This window comes from Paracoccaceae bacterium (genome assembly GCA_012103375.1).
Lineage (GTDB): Bacteria > Pseudomonadota > Alphaproteobacteria > Rhodobacterales > Rhodobacteraceae > WLWX01.
Window position 1 is genome coordinate 950,234 of the sequence record WLWX01000001.1, and the last position, 17,842, is coordinate 968,075.

General features: G+C 58.0%; 13 protein-coding genes and 3 pseudogenes. 10 read left to right on the forward strand and 6 right to left on the reverse strand.

The genetic code is table 11. The features are described 5' to 3' along the window. Positions 1–194 precede the first annotated feature (194 nt). Positions 195–1,580: an IS1182 family transposase gene (locus GKR99_05010; protein NKB26940.1), complete on the forward strand. Its 1,386-nt coding sequence runs from the start codon at positions 195–197 to the stop codon at positions 1,578–1,580. A 276-nt stretch (positions 1,581–1,856) separates the two neighbouring features. After that, positions 1,857–4,178 carry a mechanosensitive ion channel gene (locus tag GKR99_05015; protein NKB26941.1) on the forward strand — a complete coding sequence of 774 codons (2,322 nt, stop codon included), beginning with the start codon at positions 1,857–1,859 and terminating at the stop codon, positions 4,176–4,178. Positions 4,179–4,320: 142 nt separating this feature from the next. Here the strand turns inward: GKR99_05015 and GKR99_05020 are convergent, their stop codons facing one another. Then, positions 4,321–4,458, reverse strand: coding sequence for an integrase (locus GKR99_05020; protein NKB26942.1), 138 nt, complete (start codon positions 4,456–4,458; stop codon positions 4,321–4,323). Between the two features lie 32 nt (positions 4,459–4,490). Further along, a pseudogene (locus GKR99_05025) lies at positions 4,491–4,970 on the reverse strand (IS5/IS1182 family transposase). 319 nt (positions 4,971–5,289) lie between these two features. Between GKR99_05025 and GKR99_05030 the strand changes: the two are divergent. Genes GKR99_05030 through GKR99_05040 form a run of 3 tightly spaced genes read left to right on the forward strand, consistent with a single transcriptional unit; the run spans position 5,290 to position 8,350 of the window. Further along, positions 5,290–6,687, forward strand: coding sequence for a glycosyltransferase (locus GKR99_05030; protein ID NKB26943.1), 1,398 nt, complete (start codon positions 5,290–5,292; stop codon positions 6,685–6,687). A 28-nt stretch (positions 6,688–6,715) separates the two neighbouring features. Then, entirely contained in the window at positions 6,716–7,495 is a 780-nt protein-coding gene (gene sdhB / locus GKR99_05035; GenBank protein ID NKB26944.1) for a succinate dehydrogenase iron-sulfur subunit, read from the forward strand. 12 nt (positions 7,496–7,507) lie between these two features. After that, positions 7,508–8,350 (forward strand): DUF1989 domain-containing protein, encoded by an 843-nt coding sequence (locus GKR99_05040; GenBank protein NKB26945.1) that lies wholly within the window; start codon positions 7,508–7,510, stop codon positions 8,348–8,350. 58 nt (positions 8,351–8,408) lie between these two features. On the opposite strand, the gene deoD is transcribed toward GKR99_05040, so the two are convergent. The 4 genes and pseudogenes from deoD to GKR99_05060 form a co-directional block, all read right to left on the reverse strand. Beyond that, the gene (deoD, locus tag GKR99_05045) at positions 8,409–9,113 is read right to left on the reverse strand and encodes a purine-nucleoside phosphorylase (protein ID NKB26946.1); all 705 of its coding nucleotides are present in this window, start codon (positions 9,111–9,113) and stop codon (positions 8,409–8,411) included. 15 nt (positions 9,114–9,128) lie between these two features. Further along, entirely contained in the window at positions 9,129–9,515 is a 387-nt protein-coding gene (locus tag GKR99_05050) for an H-NS histone family protein (protein NKB26947.1), read from the reverse strand. Between the two features lie 113 nt (positions 9,516–9,628). Beyond that, positions 9,629–10,735, reverse strand: a pseudogene (locus GKR99_05055) (hypothetical protein). Between the two features lie 261 nt (positions 10,736–10,996). After that, a pseudogene (locus GKR99_05060) lies at positions 10,997–12,034 on the reverse strand (protein meaA). 174 nt (positions 12,035–12,208) lie between these two features. On the opposite strand from GKR99_05060, the gene GKR99_05065 reads away from it, so the two are divergent. From GKR99_05065 to GKR99_05085, 5 genes are all read left to right on the forward strand, one after another. Continuing rightward, the gene (locus GKR99_05065; protein NKB26948.1) at positions 12,209–13,573 is read left to right on the forward strand and encodes a glycerol-3-phosphate acyltransferase; all 1,365 of its coding nucleotides are present in this window, start codon (positions 12,209–12,211) and stop codon (positions 13,571–13,573) included. Between the two features lie 185 nt (positions 13,574–13,758). Further along, complete coding sequence (gene ccrA / locus GKR99_05070; GenBank protein NKB26949.1) at positions 13,759–15,033, forward strand: crotonyl-CoA carboxylase/reductase; 1,275 nt, start codon at positions 13,759–13,761, stop codon at positions 15,031–15,033. A gap of 155 nt (positions 15,034–15,188) precedes the next feature. Further along, entirely contained in the window at positions 15,189–15,359 is a 171-nt protein-coding gene (locus GKR99_05075) for a hypothetical protein (GenBank protein NKB26950.1), read from the forward strand. Positions 15,360–15,400: 41 nt separating this feature from the next. Further along, entirely contained in the window at positions 15,401–16,936 is a 1,536-nt protein-coding gene (locus tag GKR99_05080; GenBank protein NKB26951.1) for an AAA family ATPase, read from the forward strand. Continuing rightward, entirely contained in the window at positions 16,933–17,658 is a 726-nt protein-coding gene (locus GKR99_05085) for an SDR family NAD(P)-dependent oxidoreductase (GenBank protein NKB26952.1), read from the forward strand. The genes GKR99_05080 and GKR99_05085 overlap by 4 nt, the downstream gene beginning before the upstream one ends. Positions 17,659–17,842: the final 184 nt, after the last annotated feature.

Consider the following 17,842-nt stretch of genomic DNA (forward strand, 5'->3'; position numbering starts at 1 on the left):
GCGCTCACGCGCAGCCATGCGCTTCTCGTGGTCAAAGCTTTCCGACTATTCGCTTCAAGTTTTCGTCAAGAAACCGCGACGCTCCTGATTTTCGAGTTTTTTTTCAAGCACATCGGCAATTTTGTTGAAAAACTCCTGCTTGATCGAGGGCTATGGCGCTGATTCAATCCTCTCAACAAGCGGGAGGATCAGCCATGATGGGACCGAGGCAGGAAGCACAGGCGGCGCTGTTCTATGAGTTCTCGCTGGAAGACCATGTCCCGCAAGATCACCTGCTGCGATCGATTGATCGTTTCGTCGATCTGAGCAGCATCCGCGCCCATCTTGCCGATTTCTACAGCCACACCGGTCGTCCTTCGATCGATCCTGAACTGCTGATCCGGATGCTGATCGTCGGTTACTGCTTCGGCATCCGGTCCGAGCGGCGGCTCTGTGAAGAGGTACACTTGAACCTCGCGTACAGGTGGTTTTGTCGGCTCGACCTGGCCGATCGGGTGCCGGATCACTCGACCTTTTCAAAGAACCGGCATGGTCGGTTCCGCGAGAGTGAGCTGCTGCGCCATCTCTTCGAGACCACGGTCGCGCGATGCATCGCCGAAGGTCTCGTCAGCGGTCAGCGCCTGGCCGTCGATGCCAGCTTGATCGAGGCGGATGCCAACAAGCAGTACTCTGCGCCAAAGGAAGAATGGGACATTGCGCGGATCGATGCAGACGCTGCACCCCGCGCGGTCCGCGAGTATCTCGACACTCTGGATGAGGCCGCATTCGGAGCAGCGACACCGGTCGAGCCAAAGTTCACGTCCTATTCCGACCCAGCCAGCCAGTGGACGGCGGCGCGTAAGGGTCCCGCATTTTTTGCCTACTCCGACAACTATCTCATCGATACCGATCATGGTGTCATCGTCGACGTGGAAGCGACACGGTCGATCCGTCAAGCCGAGGTGGGGTCAACCAAGACGATGCTGAAGCGGGCCAAAGAGCGCTTCGATCTTCATCCCGAACGGCTGATCGCCGACACCGCCTACGGATCGGGACCCATGCTCGGATGGCTGGTGGGTGAAAAGATCGCACCGCACATCCCGGTCTTCGACAAAGCCGGGCGCACCGATGGCACCTGGTCCCGAGCTGACTTCGAATGGGATGCCGAGAACAATCAATACATCTGCCCGGAAGGCGAGGCTCTGAAGCAGTTCCGCCGAAACTACTCCGACCCCAATCGCGGCCCAACCGGCAAGGGCGTGGCCAAGTACCAAGCGCTGAAGCACACCTGCCAATCCTGTCCTTCCAAGCCGAAGTGCTGCCCGAATGCCGACGCCCGTAAGATCACCCGCGAGGAACATGAGGACGCTCGCGACATCGCCCGCGCAATCGCCAAAACGCCGCAATACAAGATCTCGGTGAAGCTCCGGAAGAAGGTCGAAATGCTCTTTGCCCACCTCAAGCGCATTCTCGGCCTGGGACGGCTCCGATTACGTGGACCATGCGGCGCAAATGACGAATTCCTGCTCGCCGCCACTGCCCAAAACCTTCGCAAACTGGCAAAGATCTTTCCTGCACCGCAGCAAACGCGCAAAGCCTGATCAGAAAGGCGCTCGCGCTATGTTCAAATCGCTACTTTCTGCGCCCGCAACACGTTGTTTTTCCACAGAATCGGCGGGAAGGAGACCTTCGCTGCGCTTGCAACATCTTTTTAACGAGGCCACGAAGCGGACATTCTTTGTGATGAGAATGGCCTCGCGGCTTTGCGCCCTTCGAAGGATCTAGAGAACTGGCCCTCTCGAGAGGTCATTTTCGCTGGACCGGGTAAGCCGTGGACTTAATCCCGGATCACTTTATTCTTGCTTCCAGTGATCCTCATGAGGAAGTGGCCCGTGATCCGTGCCAGAATACTTTGCACGTTCTTATTTGCAGTTTTTTCTAGCCACGTTTGGGCTCAGGATGCGGGCGACTGGTCTGGCAACTGGGACACCTACTGGCGCGACGGCGAAGCCCAGATGCAACTGCAACAAGATGGGGATCGTGTCACTGGCACTTATGAGCCAGGAGAAGGCCGAATAGAGGGGCGGACCGAAGGCAGGATCCTCCATGGTTCGTGGTTTCAGGACGGCATCGAGGGACCGACTATCTTTGCCCTGTCGCAGGACGGGCAGAGTTTTACTGGTAGATTTGTTGATGGCGAGTACTGGAATGGCAAAAGGGTGACTGGCACCGTCGGCTCCAGTGGGAATTTGGCCACCCGCGACACGCCACGCGCGGCCTTTCGATCGCTGGTCTTTTTGGCGAACGCAGCGGTTTACGACGGCGATATTTCAGCAGTTAACGCAACCGAAGCGTTGTTGTTGTATAGTGGCGGGACCTCTGGGGTGCGTGACGAACGGAGGCGTCGGCGCTTGTTGTGGACGATACTCGATGTTTCGACCTTCCGTATCTATGATGCCCCTGGGCACGTCGATGGTGAAACGGCAAACTTCTCCATCGGTCCGGCTGGGGCAAACATCGAATATACCATACGCTTCCGCAGGGTCGGGAATGTGTGGTTTGTTGTCGTCCCGTCCGCGTCAGACTTGCGCGGGGATTTGAACAAAATGATCTCGTCGTTTGGCTTTTACACACTTTCGCAGCTAAGAGAGGCAACAGCCAACAGCCCGCGTGCTGCCATGCGCGATTTCCTGATGGGCATGCGCACATGGAGAACCGGAGGACGTGAACGCGCTTTGCAAGCGCTTGATTTGTCATTTGTGCCACCGAGGCTTCTTAGCTTCGAGGCACCTTTACTTGCAGACTACCTCAAGCAGGTTATCGACCGGGCAGGCTATGTGACTTGGCAAGAGATTTCCAACAATCCCAACCGAGCAGGTTCATACGTTTTCTATCGTCATCCCGCAGGATCAATTGTAATCGAGCAGGTAACAGACCTCGAGGGTGGGCAGGCAAAATGGAAATTCTCGTCTGATACCCTGCGTAACGCGCCCCAGCTCTACGCCCAGATGCAGGGTCTGCCGGTGGCAGCTGGAATATCCGCATTCGAGCCCATCACCAGTTTTTTTGAAATGCGTGAACGGATCCGAACAAGGGCCCCGTCGCTCCTCGTACGCTATGGTTCGCTGGAATTCTGGCAATGGCTAATCATTCCGGCGTCCGTCGTCTTGAGTGCGATCCTAGGCTGGTTGATGGGAAAGGGGATGTCCATCTTGTTAAGCCGAAGCCTGCAAAGTGCCGAACGCGGTTTGCGCATCGGTGCTGCCAGGCGGGTTGGAAAACCCTTCGGTCTTTTGGTTGGAGTTGGTTTTCCAGTTCTGGTATTCACATGGTCGGGCTTAGCCGAGACCATACTCTCTGCGGCCACACTTGCGCTGGTAGCGACAACTGTAGTGGCCCTTATCTGGATTTTTTATATCGCTATCGATCTGGCCGAAGGGTATTTCCAGCGACGCGCAGGGCGTACTAGCGGCTTTGTGGACGAAATCGCCGTTTCGTTAATTTCCGGCGTGTTGAAGATCGGCACCGTGGCTGCTGGGATCATCGCCATCGCGGACATCACTGGCATCCCATACGAAGGCGTCATTGCGGGCCTCGGTGTTGGCGGCATCGCACTCGCTTTTGCGGCGCGCGATACCGTCAGCAACCTGATCGGCGGCGCAATCCTGATGAGTGACCGGCCCTTTCATCGCGGTGATCTGATCGAAACCGAAAGCCGGATGGCCACGGTTGAGCATGTCGGCCTGCGATCTACGCGCATGCGAACATTTGACGATTCCCTTTTGGTGATTCCGAATTCTCAGCTCACAGACAAGTCGATCGTGAATTGGGGGCAGCGACGCAAGCGCAAGATCCGCCTCGAAATCAGCTTGCATTACGACACATCCCGTCACCGGCTCGATGCTTTCAAGGCCCGACTGCGTAAGGTGTATCTTGACCAACCCGCCGCTGACGACACGACAGGTTATGTCGGGTTGCGATCCTTTGGCGAATCGGCATTGAACGTAGAGCTATGGGGGTACTTCAACCTTGCAGAGTTCGATGATTATATCGCGGCCAGGCATCGGCTTATTGGCGATATCGTAGATCTAGCACGTGAACTGAACGTGGAATTTGCCTATCCAACACGCACAATAAGGCTCCTTTCTGAAGAGAATGACGGGAAAGAATGCGAGCAATCGGCATCGCGGTCTACATGAGTGCAAAGAGGAATGTGAAAATTTCCATAGGCCGATGAGAATGCAGCGCGGTGAATTTATGCCCGGTTTCGGGAAGCCAAATTGACAATCTGAGCGGCGATCGAACGGCAAGTTTGGGCCGCCCTCGCGAACGGCCCGGTTTCTAGGTTTCAATCGCTTCTGCAATAGCAAGCGCGTCCTCCAGTTCGACGCCAAGATTGCGAACAGTGCCGTCCATCTTTGTATGCCCAAGCAGGAGTTGAATCGCGCGTAGATTAGGTATTGTCGTAACCTTGGGCATCGCGATGCTCTTCAAATCTGGAGAGATCGTGATGAGGAGTACTGCTTGTTGGCATCCGCCTCGATCAAGCTGGCATCGACGGCCAGGCGCTGACCGCTGACGAGACCTTCGGCGATGCATCGCGCGACCGTGGTCTCGAAGAGATGGCGCAGCAGCTCACTCTCGCGGAACCGACCATGCCGGTTCTTTGAAAAGGTCGAGTGATCCGGCACCCGATCGGCCAGGTCGAGCCGACAAAACCACCTGTACGCGAGGTTCAAGTGTACCTCTTCACAGAGCCGCCGCTCGGACCGGATGCCGAAGCAGTAACCGACGATCAGCATCCGGATCAGCAGTTCAGGATCGATCGAAGGACGACCGGTGTGGCTGTAGAAATCGGCAAGATGGGCGCGGATGCTGCTCAGATCGACGAAACGATCAATCGATCGCAGCAGGTGATCTTGCGGGACATGGTCTTCCAGCGAGAACTCATAGAACAGCGCCGCCTGTGCTTCCTGCCTCGGTCCCATCATGGCTGATCCTCCCGCTTGTTGAGAGGATTGAATCAGCGCCATAGCCCTCGATCAAGCAGGAGTTTTTCAACAAAATTAGCCGATTGTGTTGAAAAACTCCGTTTTAGGGCCTGAACGATGATTTTTCTTTCCATGCAGCCCGATCCTAAATTTTTGGCGCGGGGGTCGGCCCAAATCGCCTACATGCGCTCACGCGCAGCCATGCGCTGTCTCGTGGTCAAAGCTTTCCGACTATTTCGCTTCATAGGTTTTCGCAAGAAATCCGCGACGCTCTGATTTCGGAGTTTTTCAACACAATCGGCCAAAACCGGAACTTCACTTGATCCAAAGCACCAGCGACGCATTCTTCGAAAGCGATCTGGCGTCTTGGTTGGGCGGAAAATTCGATCTGGCATTTCTCGATGGAATGCACCTCTACGAATATTTGCTGCGCGACTTTATAAATGCCGAACGAGCAATGGCACCAGGTGGCATTATCACGATGCACGACTGCATGCCTTGGGAGGCTAGCATGGCCGAAAGGGATCGCCAAAAAGCCAAAACCCGCGCATGGACAGGCGATGTCTGGAAGATTGTGCCGTTGCTGAAAGAGCATCGCCCCGATCTGAAGTTCCAGCTGTTCGATGTCGCACCGACAGGCTTGGTCGTCGTCAGTAACCTGGATCCAGAAAACCGGGCTCTTTCGGACAATTATGATGCGATTATCAAGACATACGACAATATTTCGGACGTGGAAGAGATTGCCGGCAGGTTCGACATCGCGTCTACGACACGCAGCCCTTGGGCCACGCGTGTCAAAAAGCGGGCTGCAGCAAAGCACTGTTTTGCGATTCAGTTGCCCGTGCCGCGCCCGCGGGTGCGGCAAAACTGGGGCGACTATCACTTTGGGGTAGGTCTGGCCGAAGCGCTCCAGCGCAAAGGTCACGCGGCACGCGTGCAAACCCGCAAGCATTGGGCGATCGAACAGGAAAGCGACGAAGTTGATATCGTCATACGTGGTCGCGCCAAGTATCGCCGCCGGTTTGGTCATTTGACGCTCTATTGGCTCATCTCCGCCGGCCTCGACGTTCCAGAAGAAGAGCTTGGGGCGGTTGATCATGTTTTCGTTGCTGGGTTGCCGGCGATGAAATCTCTGGCGAACAAATACGGCGATAAAAAATTCTCGCTTCTGCCGCAATGTTTTGACAGCGAACGTATGTTTGCACCCAAAGCCCAGACCAAGCGCTCCGGCATTGTTTTTGTAGGAATATCCCGACGATTCGGTCGCCCCATGGTTGCGCATGCGCTAGCAACAAACACAGATATTGCGATTTGGGGTGGCGGTTGGGCCGATTCTGAGGCGGCGAAGTTCCTAAAGGGCACCCGGATCGCCAACGAGGATCTTGGGGCTTGTTATGGCAACGCGGAAATAATCCTGAATGATCACACCCCCGCGATGGCGGCAAACGGTTTGACTTCGAACAGGATCTTCGATGCCCTTGCTTGCGCGACACCGGTAATTTCGGATCCTGTAGCATGGATGCCCGACGACATTGCAAAATACGTATCTATCGCCGGGTCGCCGGAAGAATTCAGCCTAGCGATGGACGCCATTCGCGCGGAGACGGCGAAAAAGAAATCGGCCCGTAGGGCATTCGCAAGACAGATGGTGGCCAGACACAGTTTCGACGCGCGGGCCGAAGCAATAATTAGCAAAGCGGATGAGTTATTGGCTTAATGTCGAATATCAATTAAAGAGATCCCCCATGGTTCAACTGACGCTTCCCAAGAACAGCCGCATCACCAAGGGCAAGACCTGGCCCAAGCCTGATGGCGCGACCAACCTGCGGACGTTCCGGATTTATCGCTGGAATCCGGATGATGGCGAAAACCCAAGGGTCGATACATATTTCGTCGATATGGACAGCTGCGGCCCGATGGTTCTGGACGCGTTGATCAAGATCAAGAATGAGGTTGATCCGACCCTGACGTTCCGCCGCTCCTGCCGCGAAGGGATTTGCGGATCCTGCGCGATGAACATCGACGGGGCCAACACGCTGGCCTGCATTTGGGGGCTGGATGATATCAAGGGCGACGTGAAAATCTATCCGCTGCCGCATATGCCGGTGGTCAAGGATCTGATCCCGGACCTGACGCATTTCTACGCCCAACACGCCAGCATCATGCCGTGGCTGGAAACCAAGTCGAACACGCCCGCGAAAGAATGGAAGCAATCGATCGCAGACCGCGAAAAGCTGGACGGCGATTATGAATGCGTCATGTGTGCCTGCTGCTCAACCTCTTGCCCAAGCTATTGGTGGAACGGCGACCGATACCTCGGCCCCGCGGCCCTGCTGCATGCGCATCGCTGGATCGTCGACAGTCGAGATGAGGCGACGGGTGAGCGGTTGGATGATCTGGAAGATCCATTCAAACTCTACCGTTGCCACACGATCATGAACTGCACCAAGACCTGCCCCAAGGGTCTGAACCCTGCCAAGGCCATTGCCGAAATCAAGGGCATGATGGTCGAGCGGATGGTCTGAACGGAGGGCGGAATGTCTGAACGGCCCGCTGATGCTGACAGTCGCCGCGCGGTTGCGCCCGTCATCTGTTACCCGGACGATACTCTGCCACGGCCCGATCTTGCCGGGTATCGCGCGGCGCGCGCGACAGCCACGAAGTCGGACGAGGCACTGGCCGCCCCGCGTGAGGCCGCGACGTTTCACGTTCCCGCCGGGCATTTCTTCCGCATCACCTCGGTCGAGGGGCCACAGGTCGGCGACCTGAACCTGTGGAATTCAAATGACCTGTCCGAGCGGTTTTACTCTGGTAAAACCCGCGCCCTGCACGGCAGCCATGTGACAACCGGCGACCGCCTCTGGTCGTCATTTCCCACGCTGCGCCCGATGGCGACGATTACCGAGGATACGCTGGACTGGTACGGTATCGACGACTTCGGCGGGTCGGTGCATGACGTGATCGGCACGCGTTGCGATCCTTATACTCACAGATTGCTGGCGGGCGACGATTATCACCATTGCTGCCATTCCAATCTGACCCGCGCATTGGCGGACGAAACGGGATTGTCGCGGGGCCAGGCGGAACCCCATGTCCACGACGTGATGAACGTCTTCATGTGCACAGGCTTCACCCGCGACACCGGCCAGTATTTCATGAAGGCCAGCCCGGTCCGCCCCGGCGATTATGTCGAGTTCTTTGCCGAAATCCCACTTCTCGGCGCGCTCAGCGCTTGTCCGGGTGGGGATTGCAGCAGCACCCATTCGTCGAATGTCGCCGCCTGTTATCCGCTGCTGGTCGAGGTTTTTGCGCCCGAGATGCCGCCCGAAGGTTGGGCCATCCCGCCGATCAATGCCTATGATCGCACACACGGCAATTGAAACGAATTGGGCCGCCGGTATTTGGGCGGCCCGCAATATTCAATTGATTGGGCAGACGTCAGGCGAAGGCAGCTGACAGCGCCATTTCAACCATATCGCCAAAACTACGCTCTCTCTGGTCGGAGGGCTGTTCTTCTTTTGTAATCAGATGATCTGAGATCGTCAGGATCGCCAGTGCCCGGCACCCGTAACGCGCGGCAAGCGTGTAAAGTTCCGCCGCCTCCATTTCGACAGCCAGAACGCCGTGGCGCATCAGCTGGTCTGTCAGATCGTCGCGTTCGTCATAGAACACATCCGACGAGTAAATGCCGCCCACATGCACCGGAATCGATTTCGCCGCCGCCGCCCCGTGGGCCGCTTGCAGCAATTCATAGTTTGCCGAGGGCGCAAAACTCATTTCCTTGAAGAAACCGCGTGACGGTGTTCCCATCGTGGACGAGGTCATGGCGATGACAACGTCGCGCAGTTTAACGTGTTCCTGCATTGCCCCGGCCGAGCCAATTCGGATCAGGGTTTTGGCCCCGAAGTCCCGGATCAATTCATTGACGTAGATCGACAGGGACGGCATGCCCATGCCCGAGCCCTGAATTGTCACCGGATTGCCATTCCAAGTGCCTGTGAAACCCAGCATTCCCCGGGTTTCATTGACCAGCCGAACACCCTTGAGGAATTTTTCGGCGGCCCATTTCGCACGATAAGGATCGCCCGGCAACAAAACTGTTTCAGCAATGTCGCCGGGCTTGGCGCCAATATGAATTGTCATCAGCGCCGCTCCTGATCAGATTGCGAAGTCTTCGGGCTTCTTGCCCGCTTCAATTCCGGATTTGTACCAGGCAGGCTGCCGACCACGACCGCTCCAGGTCTGCTTGGCATCATCCGGATTGCGATATTTGGCAGGTGCCGCGGCTTTTTTCTTTGCAGGTTTGCGACCGGGCTTGGGGCCAGGTTTGCTGCCTTTTGGCGGACGGCCCGGGCCGCGCTTGGCGCCGCCTGAAAGATCCGCCAGCGAGAAGCCGAATTCAGCGGCGGCCTTTTCGGCGGCTTTGCGCGCATCGGCCAATGTTTCTTTGGATTTGTTCGCGATTGCGGTCGCAACGTCCTTTGCCAGTTTTTCCAAATCAGATTTGGAAGCGTTCTTCAGGTCTTTTTTACTTACAAGCGCCATCTGTGTGGGTTCCATCGTTGATGATAAATATTGGCAATTCTCCTAACGGGAATGTCAAACACCAGCAAGACAATTCGCCAAATTGCATTGACCACAATGGTCAAACGGCACGCTTACTCTGCGGCAACATAAGGAGAGTCCACAATATCGAGTATTTCGGCAATAATCTTGCTGACATTGAAATCACGCGGTGAATAGACGCGCGCAACACCCATACTCATTAGTTTCTTTGCGTCCTCTGGCGGAATAATTCCGCCAACGACAATGGGAATGTGACCTAATCCATTCGCGACCAACTGGCGGATCGTTTCTTCGACCAATGGCAAATGAGAACCCGACAGGATCGACAGGCCAATGACATGCGCGCGTCCGTCCCGCGCCGAGGTCACAATTTCATCGGGGGTCAGGCGGATGCCCTGATAATCAATTTCCATCCCGCAGGCCTGCGCACGCAGCGCAATTTGTTCGGCACCATTGGAATGACCGTCCAATCCGGGTTTGCCCACCAGCAGTTTCAGCCGCTGACCCATCCGATCCGAAATCGCATCCACACGAGCGCGCAAATGATCCAGGCCTTCGGTTTGATTTGATGGCGTTGCGGATATTCCTGTCGGTGCACGGTAAAGGCCGATTGTGTTGAAAAACTCCGTTTTAGGGCCTGAACGATGATTTTTCTTTCCATGCAGCCCGATCCTAAATTTTTGGCGCGGGGGTCGGCCCAAATCGCCTACATGCGCTCACGCGCAGCCATGCGCTGTCTCGTGGTCAAAGCTTTCCGACTATTTCGCTTCATAGGTTTTCGCAAGAAATCCGCGACGCTCTGATTTCGGAGTTTTTCAACACAATCGGCCAAAGACGCTGCGCATTGCCTCGCCCCATTCGCCGGTTGTGGCGCCTGCCTTGGCGGCGGCAATTGACGGCGGCATGATATTGTCGCCAGTCGCGGCAGCATTGCGCAGCGAGTCGAGCGCCGATTTTACCGCGTTTGCGTCGCGCGTTTCGCGCCAGCTATCCAGCGCTGCGATCTGGTCACGCTCGGCCTCGGGATTGGCTTCCATGATTGTATTTGATCCGGCGGTCAGGGGGCTTTCTTCGCCCTCGGTCCATTTGTTGACACCGACGACAACAGTTTCCCCGGATTCGATCTTTGCAATCCGGGCCGCATTGCTTTCGACCAGCCGCGATTTCATGTGACCAATGGCAGACATCGCGCCGCCCATCGCCTCGATCTGCGCCAATTCCGCCCGGGCGGCGGTTTTCAGCGGATTGTGTTGAAAAACTCCGAAATCAGAGCGTCGCGGATTTCTTGCGAAAACCTATGAAGCGAAATAGTCGGAAAGCTTTGACCACGAGACAGCGCATGGCTGCGCGTGAGCGCATGTAGGCGATTTGGGCCGACCCCCGCGCCAAAAATTTAGGATCGGGCTGCATGGAAAGAAAAATCATCGTTCAGGCCCTAAAACGGAGTTTTTCAACACAATCAGCGCCTCGGTTTTTGCATCAATTGCCGGATTTCCATCGAACAGATCGTCGAATTCCAACAGGTCCGTTTCATAGGCGAGGATTTGCTGCATCCGCATTGACCATTGCTGATCCCAGGGGCGCGGCAATCCAAGCGCCTCGTTCCAGGCGGGCAACTGCACCGCCCGTGCCCGCGCATTCTTGGACAGCGTCACAGCCAGCATTTCCAGCAGAATGCGCGGCACGTTGTTTTCTGGCTGCTGTTCGGTCAACCCGAGCGAGTTGACCTGAACGCCATAGCGGAACCGGCGGAATTTCGCATCGGCAATCTTGTAGCGCTCGCTGCAAACCTCATCCCAGAGGTCCACAAACGCGCGCATCTTGCAGATCTCGGTTACGAACCGAATTCCCGCATTCACGGAAAATGAAATCCGCCCGACCATTTCCGGGAAATCCTCGGGGGGGACCTTGTCGCGAAGGCCATCGAGCACTGCAATGGCCGTGGCCAATGCGAATGCAAGCTCTTCCTCTGGCGTCGCTCCGGCTTCCTGCAAATGATAGGAGCACACATTCATCGGGTTCCAGCGCGGCATGTTGGCCCGGGTCCAGGCGGCGACATCGGTGATCAGCCGAAGTGAGGGTTCGGGCGGGCAGATATGCGTCCCCCGGCTAAGGTATTCCTTGACGATGTCGTTTTGCACCGTTCCCTGCAAAGCCGAGATATCGGCCCCCTGTTCTTCGGCCACTGCGACATACAGCGCCAGTAGCCACGGTGCGGTCGCGTTGATCGTCATCGAGGTATTCATCCGTTCAACCGGGATCGCATCAAACAGCGCCCGCATGTCGCCCAGATGGCAGATTGGGACACCAACCTTGCCAACCTCGCCGCGCGCCAGAATGTGATCGCTGTCGTATCCGGTCTGCGTCGGAAGATCGAAGGCCACGCTTAGACCCGTTTGCCCCTTCGCCAGATTTGCCCGGTAAAGCGCGTTCGAGGCTGCGGCAGTTGAATGTCCCGCATAGGTGCGGATCAGCCAGGGGCGGGATTTGTCGGGCATTGTTCAGATCTCGCTTTGCGATAGTTTCGTAGATTATGCGATAGACGGAATTTTCTTGCGCGTCCAGATGCTGCGCCGCCGCAATGCTGGGGCGCTGCCTATTTTGCACTGCTGCATTGCTGCCTTGACGTGTTGGTATTAAAGGATCGGGGCTGCCCAATCCGATCGGATTTCATGACCCAACCCGTCGTCCTGCCCCTTTGGCTGCTGCTTCTGATCCTCGGCTTTGCGGCCGTGACGGCAGCGTCCCATCTGCTGTTTCCATCTGTCCGCTGGTTTTTCCGCCGCCGGGCCGAACGGGTCGTCGCGCTGGTCAACCAGCGCCTGCAACGCCCGATTGAACCGTTCAAGCTGGCGCGCCGCCACGATATGATCCAGCGCCTCAGCTATGACGCTCAGGTCATGGCGGCTGTCGAAGAACACGCGCGCGAAGAAGGTATCCCCGAAAACGTCGCCTTCGAAAAGGCGCAACGCTATGCGCGTGAAATCGTGCCGTCGTTCAGTGCCAGTGTCTATTTTGGCATCGCGATCCGGCTGGCACGGTGGCTGTCAACGCGCCTGTTCCGGGTCCGGTTGGGGGCCTATGACGATGCGCTGGAAGAGATTGATCCGAACGCCACCGTCATCTTCGTGATCAATCACCGATCCAACATGGACTATGTCCTGGTCACATGGCTGGCGGCGCAACGTTCAGCATTGTCTTACGCGGTGGGTGAATGGGCGCGGGTCTGGCCGCTGAGTTTCCTGATCCGCTCGATGGGCGCCTACTTCATTCGGCGAAAATCCCGCAACCCGCTCTATCGCAGGGTTCTGGCGCGCTATGTGCAGCTGGCGACGGCGGCGGGCGTGACGCAGGCGGTCTTTCCCGAAGGAAGCCTTAGTCTGGACGGCAAGGTCGCAGCGCCGAAACTGGGGCTGCTGAGCTATGTGATTGCCGGATCCGACCCCGATGCGCGTGACGTCGTGTTCGTGCCCGTTGGCCTGAATTATGACCGGGTGATCGAAGACCGTATTCTGACCGAAGCCGCAGCTTCGGGCGACCGCAGGTTCCGCGCCTCGATCCCGACAGGGCTGCGTTTCGCAGCCCGCTGGGCCTGGCGTCGGATGCGCGGCAAGGCCCGCCGCTTTGGCTTTGCCGCCGTCAGCTTTGGTTCTCCGCTATCGTTGAAGGGGGTTCTAGATGAACATACCGGCGACCCGACACGCTTTGTCGCGGCCGAACTGTTTCGGCGCATCCGCTCGGTTGTGCCGGTGCTGCCCGTCCCGCTGGTGGCGAGCGCGCTGTTGCAGCAGTCCGGGCCGATATCGAAAACCGCACTGACCGCGCGGGTTGACGAATTGCTTGGGCGACTGCGCACTGCCGGTGCGCATATGCAATTGCCAGGCAAGGACGCCAGCGCGGCAGTCGATGCCGGGCTGAAGGTTTTGACACTGCGCAAAATCGTTAGTGAATCCGGTGCGGGCCTGCTGACGGTGGTTCCGGATGAGGCACCGTTGCTCGATTTCTACGCTGCCAGCATTTCCCATCACCTGAGCTGACCCGAAACTGGCACGAACGGCATGAAGGCCGCTGGCAAGATCGCCGTGCCGATACTGCACATGCAGAAATTCAAGAAGACACAAAATTACAAGAATTGGCATTTTCGGATTGTAATCTTGCGTGATGAGCGATAGCACGCGGTAAACACGGCGCACCGCCGCGCTGCAGCACCGCGAGGATTCCAATGGCACTCGACACCAACATTGCAGAAAAGAAAGACCTTTATGACATGGGTGAACTGCCGCCGCTGGGCCATGTTCCGGCGCAGATGCACGCCTGGGCGATTCGGCGTGATCGGCAGGGCGAACCTGATCAGGCAATGCAGCTGGAGGTCGTCGACACCCCCGCCATCGACAGCCACGAGGTTCTGGTGATGGTGATGGCCGCAGGTGTCAATTACAACGGCATCTGGGCCGGTCTGGGCATTCCGATCAGTATGTTTGATGTGCACAAGGCCGACTATCACATCGCCGGGTCGGATGCGGCGGGTGTGGTCTGGGCCGTCGGCGAAAAGGTCAGCCGCTGGAAAGTCGGGGACGAGGTTGTGATTCACTGCAACCAGGACGACGGCGATGACGAAGAATGCAACGGCGGCGACCCGATGTTCAGCCCCAGTCAGCGGATCTGGGGGTACGAAACCCCCGACGGGTCCTTCGCGCAATTCACCCGCGTTCAGGCCCAGCAACTGATGCCGCGCCCGCGCCACCTGACGTGGGAGGAATCGGCCTGCTATACCCTGACACTCGCCACAGCTTACCGGATGCTGTTTGGCCACCACCCGCATGAATTGAAACCGGGCCAGAACGTACTGGTCTGGGGGGCATCCGGCGGCCTTGGATCCTTCGCAATCCAACTGGTCAACGCGGCAGGCGGCAACGCAATCGGCGTAATCTCGGACGAAGACAAACGCGACTTCGTCATGGGGCTGGGCGCCAAGGGCGTCATCAACCGCAAGGATTTTTCCTGCTGGGGCCAGATGCCCGTTGTGAACAGCCCCGAATACAGCAGCTGGCTGAAAGAGGCGCGCCGCTTCGGCAAAGCCATCTGGGAAATCACCGGCAAAGGCATCAGCGTTGACATGGTTTTCGAACACCCCGGAGAAGCGACGTTCCCGGTGTCGACCCTTGTGGTCAAAAAGGGCGGCATGGTGGTGATCTGTGCCGGGACGACAGGCTATAATCTGACGCTGGACGCGCGCTATCTGTGGATGCACCAGAAGCGCGTTCAGGGCAGCCATTTCGCCAACCTCAAACAGGCCAGCGCGGCCAATAAGCTGATGGTCGAACGCCGCCTCGATCCCTGCATGTCCGAGGTTTTTGCATGGGCCGATGTTCCAGCGGCGCACATCAAGATGCGCAAGAACCAGCATCTGCCGGGCAATATGGCCGTGCTGGTCCAATCACCGCTTACCGGCCTCAGAACGATTGAGGATGTGATCGAAGCGGGGCAAATTGGCTGATTGTTCAGATAACTGGCGGATAATCTCGGGTTTACCCTACGTTAATTATGAAATGCTGACGATGAGTGTTTGCTTCGCTGCATCTGGTCCGCAATAATACACCAATTGGGGGAAATCGATTTAGCGGGGCCGCACATGTGTGATGCGGATTATTCATGACACATTTTTGGATTCTGGAAGTCCTGGCCGATCTTGAGAAATTTTCGGCGCAGAACGGCTTGCTTCAACTTGCAGAGCAACTCAGCAAATGCCGCGAAGTGGCCTTGAAAGAACTTGGGTCGCCAACGGCTGCGAAGGAATTGCAGAAAATCGGTACTGACAAGTAACGCGGCTGGCGGGTTGAAGCACGCACGGATAAGCTGCGCCCATGGCCCTGCCGATACATCAATTCTCTGACGATCAGGCCGAGGCCTTTGACGCGATATCCGAACTGCTGCGTGGCGCTGGCGTGGACGTCGAAGAAAGCCTGACCAAGCCACCGATCGAGGATCAGAAGACGCAGGTTCTGGCCGTTGTCGGCAAGGCCGGATCGGGCAAAACCATGCTGCTGGCCAAGCTGGCCGAAGCGCTGGATGACGCCGGGGTCGAAACGATATCGGGCGATTACGAAGGTCGGCGCAGCAAGACCAAGCGGACGCTTGCGATCCTTGCGCCCACGAACAAGGCCGCCAGCGTGCTGCGCGCCCACGGGGTGCCCGCAACCACGATCCACCGCATTATTTATACCCCGGTTTACGACCCCGAATACGAACGCATCGCCGAATGGCTGGTCGGAACCCAAGGCGCGGAACGACCAGAGGTTGAAGGCCTGACCGATGCCGCGCTGGAGCGCGCGCAGGAATTCTATCGTCAGCACCGGTCCATCCCCGGAGCTTTGGCCGCCGCAGGCCTGCGCGGATCCGATTTCATTCAGGGCTGGAAACGGCGCGACGATCCGTTGGATATCGGCTTTGTCGACGAAAGTTCGATGCTGGACGACAAGCAGTTTGAGGATTTGAAAGAGATTTTTCCGACCCTCGTCCTGTTTGGCGATCCCGCTCAGCTGGCCCCGGTAAACCAGTCCGGCGCGATGATCTTCGATGGTCTGCCCGAGCCGCGCAAACTGGTGCTCAGCCGGGTTCACCGGCAGGACAAGGGCAATCCGATTCTGGATCTGGCGCATGCGCTGGGCGACGATGATCTGACGTTTGAAGGCTTTGAAGACATGATCCGCAAGGCCGCCGAAACCGATGATCGCGTGGTCGTCGCGGGCCGGGTGGAGGCGGCATTGATGGCGCGGTCCCCAGTGCTGGTCTGGCGCAACGCCACGCGGGTGCGGCTGATCCAGGCGTTCCGCGCAGCTTACGGAGCCCCGATTGACGCCCTTCTACCCGGTGAACCGCTGATCTGCGACGGAATCGAATTGCCCCTGAAGCACCGAAAGAAGCGCATTGATCTTGAGGCACGCGGCCTGATCAAAGGCACCCAGGCAGTCTACCTCGGGCCGGGTCGCAAGCCCGGATTTTCGCGCCTGCATGTTTTTGGCGCGGAAGAGCCGCAAGTCTCGGCCGCGTCGATCATCAAGATCGAGGCACCGGGCGAAGAGGAACCCTTTATCCCCTACGCCGCCCGCATGGGTGCGGCCTTCCTGCATGGCGCGGCGGTGACGATTCACAAGGCACAGGGATCGCAATGGGATACGGTGCAGGTCTTCGCGCCTGACCTTTGGGCCGCCAGCCGTGCGGGGCGGGTCGAGGCGGGTATCGCGCTGTGGAAACGCCTGGCCTATGTGGCGATCACACGGGCGGAAAACCGGCTGTTGTGGGTGGTGCGCAACCGGCTGGCCCGGCCCGAAACCGCGCTAATGGTTGACGATCTGGCGCCGCCGCCCGCGCCACTGGAACTTACCGGAGAAGACGCATGACAATGACGATGCTGATCACTGGCGCAAGCTCGGGCATCGGGCGCGAGGTTGCGCTTCAGGCGATGGCCAAAGGCTGGCGTGTCGGGTTGTTTGCGCGCAGTGCAGACAAGCTGGAGGAGGTCGCCAAATCGGGCGAGGCGCTGGTGCTGCCCGGCGACGTGACCGATCTGGGCGCGGTTGAAGGCGCGGTGACCCGGATTGCCGAGGCCTGGGGTCGTCTGGATGTCGTCTTTAACAACGCCGGGATATTCACGCCGCCCGGCACCATCGACGAAATCGCGTTGGAAGACTGGCACGCCGCGCTGGGGGTGAACCTGACGGGCATGTTCCACACCGCGCGGGCGGGTTTCGCACAGATGCGCGCGCAAAAGCCGCAAGGCGGGCGGATCATCAACAACGGATCAATCTCGGCCCATATGCCGCGCGAAGGGGCGCTGTGTTACACGACGACCAAACACGCGATCACCGGAATGACCCGGCAACTCAGCCTCGATGGCCGTCCGTTCGATATCGCTTGCGGGCAAGTGGATATCGGCAATGCGGAAACGCCCATGGTGTCCTCGCTCAAGGATCGTGAACAGGCCGCCGGGCTCGGTGTTGAGACGATGGATGTCGCGGACGCCGCATCCTCGGTGCTGCATATGTCCAGCCTGCCGTTGTCGGCCAATGTGCAGTTCATGACCGTGATGGCGACCAAGATGCCCTATATCGGGCGCGGATAGGCGCGGCCTGGCCGCCAGCCCCGGCGTGCCGCCCCGCGTGCAGTGGCGGGCGATGCCGGTTTCAGATCCTGCGCAGGTCAGGTCCACCGGCTGGTGTCGTTTTTGACCCCTTCGATGTCCCTGCGCGTTCTTGCGCAACGCCTCGGTTCTGCCACAGACTGCGGTGACAAGGGGGAGGTTTCGT

What these genes read in the sequence shown, in the direction of transcription:
- GKR99_05065 (NKB26948.1), top strand. Translation starts at nt 12,209, where the DNA reads ATGACCCAACCCGTCGTCCTGCCCCTTTGGCTGCTGCTTCTGATCCTC.
- GKR99_05015 (NKB26941.1), top strand. Translation starts at nt 1,857, where the DNA reads ATGAGGAAGTGGCCCGTGATCCGTGCCAGAATACTTTGCACGTTCTTA.
- GKR99_05020 (NKB26942.1), bottom strand. Translation starts at nt 4,458, where the DNA reads ATGCCCAAGGTTACGACAATACCTAATCTACGCGCGATTCAACTCCTG.
- GKR99_05080 (NKB26951.1), top strand. Translation starts at nt 15,401, where the DNA reads ATGGCCCTGCCGATACATCAATTCTCTGACGATCAGGCCGAGGCCTTT.
- ccrA (NKB26949.1), top strand. Translation starts at nt 13,759, where the DNA reads ATGGCACTCGACACCAACATTGCAGAAAAGAAAGACCTTTATGACATG.
- GKR99_05010 (NKB26940.1), top strand. Translation starts at nt 195, where the DNA reads ATGATGGGACCGAGGCAGGAAGCACAGGCGGCGCTGTTCTATGAGTTC.
- sdhB (NKB26944.1), top strand. Translation starts at nt 6,716, where the DNA reads ATGGTTCAACTGACGCTTCCCAAGAACAGCCGCATCACCAAGGGCAAG.
- GKR99_05040 (NKB26945.1), top strand. Translation starts at nt 7,508, where the DNA reads ATGTCTGAACGGCCCGCTGATGCTGACAGTCGCCGCGCGGTTGCGCCC.
- GKR99_05085 (NKB26952.1), top strand. Translation starts at nt 16,933, where the DNA reads ATGACAATGACGATGCTGATCACTGGCGCAAGCTCGGGCATCGGGCGC.
- GKR99_05075 (NKB26950.1), top strand. Translation starts at nt 15,189, where the DNA reads ATGACACATTTTTGGATTCTGGAAGTCCTGGCCGATCTTGAGAAATTT.
- deoD (NKB26946.1), bottom strand. Translation starts at nt 9,113, where the DNA reads ATGACAATTCATATTGGCGCCAAGCCCGGCGACATTGCTGAAACAGTT.
- GKR99_05050 (NKB26947.1), bottom strand. Translation starts at nt 9,515, where the DNA reads ATGGCGCTTGTAAGTAAAAAAGACCTGAAGAACGCTTCCAAATCTGAT.